The organism is Aureibaculum koreense, assembly GCF_034296135.1.
Classification (GTDB): domain Bacteria; phylum Bacteroidota; class Bacteroidia; order Flavobacteriales; family Flavobacteriaceae; genus Aureibaculum.
Genome location: NZ_JAXKVV010000040.1, coordinates 1 through 4,733, shown reverse-complemented (window position 1 = coordinate 4,733; position 4,733 = coordinate 1). Strand labels below are relative to the sequence as shown.

6 protein-coding genes and 1 pseudogene are annotated in these 4,733 nt (G+C 32.9%); all 7 read left to right on the top strand.

All coding sequences use genetic code 11. From position 1 onward, the window contains the following. Positions 1–560 (top strand): annotated as a pseudogene (locus UMM65_RS17460) (glucosamine-6-phosphate deaminase); the annotation flags it as partial. A 126-nt stretch (positions 561–686) separates the two neighbouring features. After that, positions 687–1,511 carry an RteC domain-containing protein gene (locus UMM65_RS17455; RefSeq protein WP_321978442.1) on the top strand — a complete coding sequence of 275 codons (825 nt, stop codon included), beginning with the start codon at positions 687–689 and terminating at the stop codon, positions 1,509–1,511. A gap of 231 nt (positions 1,512–1,742) precedes the next feature. Next, complete coding sequence (locus tag UMM65_RS17450) at positions 1,743–2,024, top strand: helix-turn-helix domain-containing protein (protein WP_321978440.1); 282 nt, start codon at positions 1,743–1,745, stop codon at positions 2,022–2,024. Beyond that, a complete protein-coding gene (locus UMM65_RS17445) occupies positions 2,021–2,728 on the top strand; it encodes a transcriptional regulator (protein ID WP_321978438.1) in 708 nt (235 codons plus the stop codon). Before UMM65_RS17450 ends, UMM65_RS17445 begins: the two co-directional genes overlap by 4 nt. Continuing rightward, positions 2,715–3,368 carry a P-loop NTPase family protein gene (locus UMM65_RS17440; protein WP_321978436.1) on the top strand — a complete coding sequence of 218 codons (654 nt, stop codon included), beginning with the start codon at positions 2,715–2,717 and terminating at the stop codon, positions 3,366–3,368. Before UMM65_RS17445 ends, UMM65_RS17440 begins: the two co-directional genes overlap by 14 nt. Further along, a complete protein-coding gene (locus tag UMM65_RS17435) occupies positions 3,365–4,027 on the top strand; it encodes a hypothetical protein (RefSeq protein WP_321978435.1) in 663 nt (220 codons plus the stop codon). The genes UMM65_RS17440 and UMM65_RS17435 overlap by 4 nt, the downstream gene beginning before the upstream one ends. Next, positions 4,017–4,733 (top strand): tyrosine-type recombinase/integrase (locus UMM65_RS17430; protein WP_321978433.1); only part of this gene is annotated, 717 nt, incomplete at its 3' end. The genes UMM65_RS17435 and UMM65_RS17430, both read left to right, overlap by 11 nt.

The window sequence follows — 4,733 nt, the reverse complement described above, 5'->3', positions numbered from 1 at the left end:
AAGGATTGATAAGAAAAGGGGAAGCAAGGGCTACTTGTCATTTCGTGGGCATTCCAGATGAACAAATCCACTTTATGGAATTGCCGTTTTATGAGACAGGTACTATAGAGAAAAATCCTTTAGGAGAAAAGGATATTAAAATAACCATGGACTTGATAGAAAAAGTGAAACCACATCAAATATATGCTGCGGGCGATCTGGCAGATCCACACGGAACACATAAAGTATGTTTAGATTCTGTTTTTGCCGCAGTTAAAGAGCTAAAACCTAAAAAATTTATGAAAGATTGCTGGGTTTGGTTGTACAGAGGGGCTTGGCAAGAATGGGGTATTGATGAGATTGAAATGGCGGTGCCCATGGGTCCAGATCAGGTACTGGAAAAACGTAAAGGTATTTTTAAACATCAATCACAAAAAGATGGTGTGGTTTTTCAAGGTTCTGATAGCAGGGAGTTTTGGCAACGTGCCGAAGACAGAAACAAAGAAACAGCTGACTTGTATGACGCACTTGGGTTATCGCATTACGCGGCTATGGAAGCTTTTGTAAGATATTGGTTCTAAATATATAATATTTTCTCTATGAAATTTAATAGATGAAGTAATAATGAAAGTGAAGCTAATTATTAATGTAGTTTAATCGTATAATTAAAAACATATTCCCCTAATAAATTTTAAATAGGTAAGAATATGCTATATTCAGAAATTATAATTAAATTCAAGGAGCAATTAATTGCAATTAAAAAAAACTTTCCTAAACACCTAGATCAGGCTAATATTGGTTGTATTCTTTGCACAAAAACACTTAGTAAATTACAAAAATTTATTGAAAAGAATGGTTTCAAAAATTCAGATTTAGAAATTCATTTTTTTAAAAATGAGAAGGTGCTACCAATGAGCAATCTTATTTATTACACAGAATTACGATCATGCGAATTACGTCTGCCAAAAATTGGAAAAGAAGAGCAAAAAGATTTTCTGCAAAATCAAATTTATAAAGTCAATCAATTCTTTGATAAAAATACAGATTTCAATTTTTATATGGAACAGGGGTTAATCCATTTTGATAAATATTATTTTACCCGTAAATACGCTGAAAACGGACTGCTTGTCAAAAGCTATCCTTATTATAAAAACCCTACATTTAGTACATCTCATGATGGCGTTTGGGCACGTTTAAGAGGTATGTTGCTATATGCAGAATATCTACAAAATAAAATTGAATTTTCAGATATTGTTATTGGAGCAAAAAATGATCTTGATTTAGTATGGACAGGATCATATGCTGCCTTCGTAGAGATGATATATGGGCTTCAAGCACTTGGGTATTTTAACAATGGAAATAAAGATTTGAATCAAATAATTGAAGTTTTGGGGAATTTTCTAAATGTTCCTACCGGTAATTCTTCCCGAACTTATAATGAATTGAAATCCCGAAAGAGTTCTCGTATTAAATTCTTTGAAGAAGCTGGTCAGAAATTATTGAAAAAAATGGATGATGAAGATGCTTTTTAGCCTCAGAAAAAATCCGAACTCGGTTTACACCCTGTTTTGTAAAATAGTTAGATTTTGAATTCCTATACTGAAATATTCACTTCTTTTCAGAGGTCAAATTGCCATAAAACTCAACAAAAAATAGAAACGTTAAAATTGTACCGAACTCGGTTTGGACTCTGATGAAATCTCATCAAACTACTTCAGATTTGCAGAACGAAACACAAAATAAATCAAAACCACGTTCTACAAATGGCAGCAACAATCATTACAACCGAAGATCTGCACGAGTTTAAATTAGAATTACTCGACGGCATCAAATCATTACTTAAAGACAATCCGCAAAGCATACCCAAAAAATGGCTAAAGTCCGCTGAGGTTAAGGAATTCTTAGGAATATCACCAGGTACATTACAAAACTTACGCATCAATGGTACTATACCATATACCAAAATAGGTGGGGTACTCTATTACGATTACGAAGACATTTGTAAAATCCTGGAAAAAAACAGAATTCATAATTCGAAACAATGAACTATATCAAACTGTTAACAGCAGCTATGGAGTGCTTTGTTGTTGACAATAGATTAAATCCTACACATGTAAGTATGTACTTAGCTTTATTTCAATATTGGAATCTCAATCGGTTCGAAAACCCAGTCTCTATCAGTAGAAAGGAAATTATGAAACTTTCTAAAATTGGGTCTCTGGCCACGTATCATAAATGTATTAAAAATTTACACGAATGGAACTATTTAGAGTACGTACCGAGTCACAATCCTTTCAAAGGAAGCCTAGTTAACATGTTCAATTTAGACACAAGTTCTGTACAAGCTCTGATACACTACCGTTCAGATAGTGAACAAGCTCTAGCACACAACAATTCGTTTAATGAACAAGCACTAGTACCTTCTAAAACAAATACAAACAATAAACATTATAAATACAAACGGCAACCACAAAATTTAGAAGAGGTTAATTCATTTTTTTTAATAGCGTGCACTGAACAGAATCGAAATGAAAATTCAAAAACCGAAGCGGAGAAGTTTTTCAATTACTACGAATCCAATGGTTGGAAAGTGGGTGGAAAAACCGATATGAAAGACTGGAAAGCGGCGGCCAGAAATTGGATAATAAAAGCAAATGAATCCAAACAAAAACAGACCAGTTCAGCACTTGTTCAAAAACGGGACAACTTAAACACAACCACAAATAAAAATTACAATGAACCTCTATAAAATAAAAGAACCTGAAAATGAATACATCCTCGGCATCTTAAAAGGGGAACATATTCATTATGATTTCGAAAAAGTCCTGAACTTCCTTGAAACCAAAGGAAAACTTTGCTACGGCAATCATTTCAAGCTAGACCAGGCAGATAAATATATCATTTACAAATTGGTTATTTATATAATTGGTGATGAACATAGCTGTTTAGCAAACAATATGGATATTAATAAAGGGATCTTACTCACGGGTCCTATCGGATGTGGTAAAACTTCATTGATGAATTTGGTAAAGTTCTTACTACCAATTAAAAAAAGATATAAGATAATCCCAGCTAGAAATGTTTCCTATGATTTTTACAAAAAAGGTTATGAAACCGTAATTCAGAATAGCATTGCCGGAAGATATTGTTTTGACGATTTAGGTGTAGAACGCTATGTAAAACATTATGGGAATGAATGCAATGTTTTAGGGGAAATCCTTTTAAGTCGATACGATTTATGGGTACAGAAAAAAGTAATTACACATGCAACTACCAATTTAAATGCCAACGAATTGGAAACATGGTACGGCATCAGAGTACGCTCACGATTACGAGAAATGTTTAATCTAATAGCCTTTGATACATCTTCTAAAGACAAACGAAAATGAGATTGTTCACGGTAGTCATATTAGGTTTAGTCTTTTCATTTCCGTGTATGGGACAAATGGAATTTGATAGCATTATAAAACAGTACCAAAGCCATCAATCTCAGCGTATGGACACACTCATAAAATTAATCAAAGAAAAGACAGGTACGGCATGGTTAAACCTACTCCCATCGGTCAATTATGATGTAGATAGAAGCAGTGTAAATGTGGGTATATCACTATCCAATTTTAGCAACTATTACCAACAAAAACTACGGAATGGTATTGAAATTGAAAAACTGAAAGTGACCATGCAAAATCAGCTGGACAATGAATTGATACGCTTGGAAAATGAATACTTAAAATTAATTTTTGAAAGACAATCTTTAGAAACGGAAATCAATAGTTTAAAACTCAAAACAGAACTCTTTGAATTGAAAAGGTCTCAATTCGAAAACAATAAAATCAACTTAGAATCCTTCCTGAAAATTAAGGAAACCTATCACAATACACTATTAAAATTAGAGGGAAATCTTGACGGATTAGTATTAAGAATAATAAACTTTCAAAATAAAATCAAATCACAAAAGAAGCTCTGCTTAGAATCAGAAGTTTTGGCCTTAAAAGAAAAAATAGAATTGCTTAAAAGTAATACTGAACCAAAAGAAAATGAAGAATAACACTATCAATTTTATCAGTAAGGCAGAAACCCAAAAGTTACTGACAAATGTCAAAAACAAAAAACACAAGTTGATAATTCTCTTAATGCTTGATTGTGGTATGCGGGTATCTGAAACCATTTCATTACAGCTTAAGAATTTTGACTTCAAACAACGAACTGTAAGAATAAAATCATTGAAGAAAAAAGAAAAAGAAAAATCACGAACAATTCCATTGTCTTATAGGTTATACATTGTCTTAGGTGAATACTTGAATCTATCTAAATTAGAATTAAAACCGCATGTCTATTTATTTCCTAGCAATAGTAAACTCGGACACATTAGAAGAGAAACGGTTTGGAAAATGGTAAAGCGTATCACTGCTAAGCTAAATATGGATGAGGTGCATCCGCATACACTACGACATACATTTGCAACCCATCATTTGGCAGCGGGTACTTCCTTAGAAGAAATCAAAGAAATGTTGGGTCATGAGTCTTATGATACCACATTGATTTATACAAATATCTCTACCAAGAAATTACAAGAACGTATTAACCAGGTAACAAAAGAGCCACCAACTCTTTGGGAGAAAATTAAACAACGTTTTAATCACAATCCAAAACCTAAATTAATCAACCTAGATGTAACCGAATCTTATTTTACCATTGGCAGAAATAAAGAATTAGCATTGTTAAATAGTAATGCTACCAAAGGCGTAAATACC

Coding starts and splice junctions, on each gene's coding strand:
- UMM65_RS17455 (WP_321978442.1), top strand. CDS start 687: ATGCTATATTCAGAAATTATAATTAAATTCAAGGAGCAATTAATTGCA.
- UMM65_RS17450 (WP_321978440.1), top strand. CDS start 1,743: ATGGCAGCAACAATCATTACAACCGAAGATCTGCACGAGTTTAAATTA.
- UMM65_RS17445 (WP_321978438.1), top strand. CDS start 2,021: ATGAACTATATCAAACTGTTAACAGCAGCTATGGAGTGCTTTGTTGTT.
- UMM65_RS17440 (WP_321978436.1), top strand. CDS start 2,715: ATGAACCTCTATAAAATAAAAGAACCTGAAAATGAATACATCCTCGGC.
- UMM65_RS17435 (WP_321978435.1), top strand. CDS start 3,365: ATGAGATTGTTCACGGTAGTCATATTAGGTTTAGTCTTTTCATTTCCG.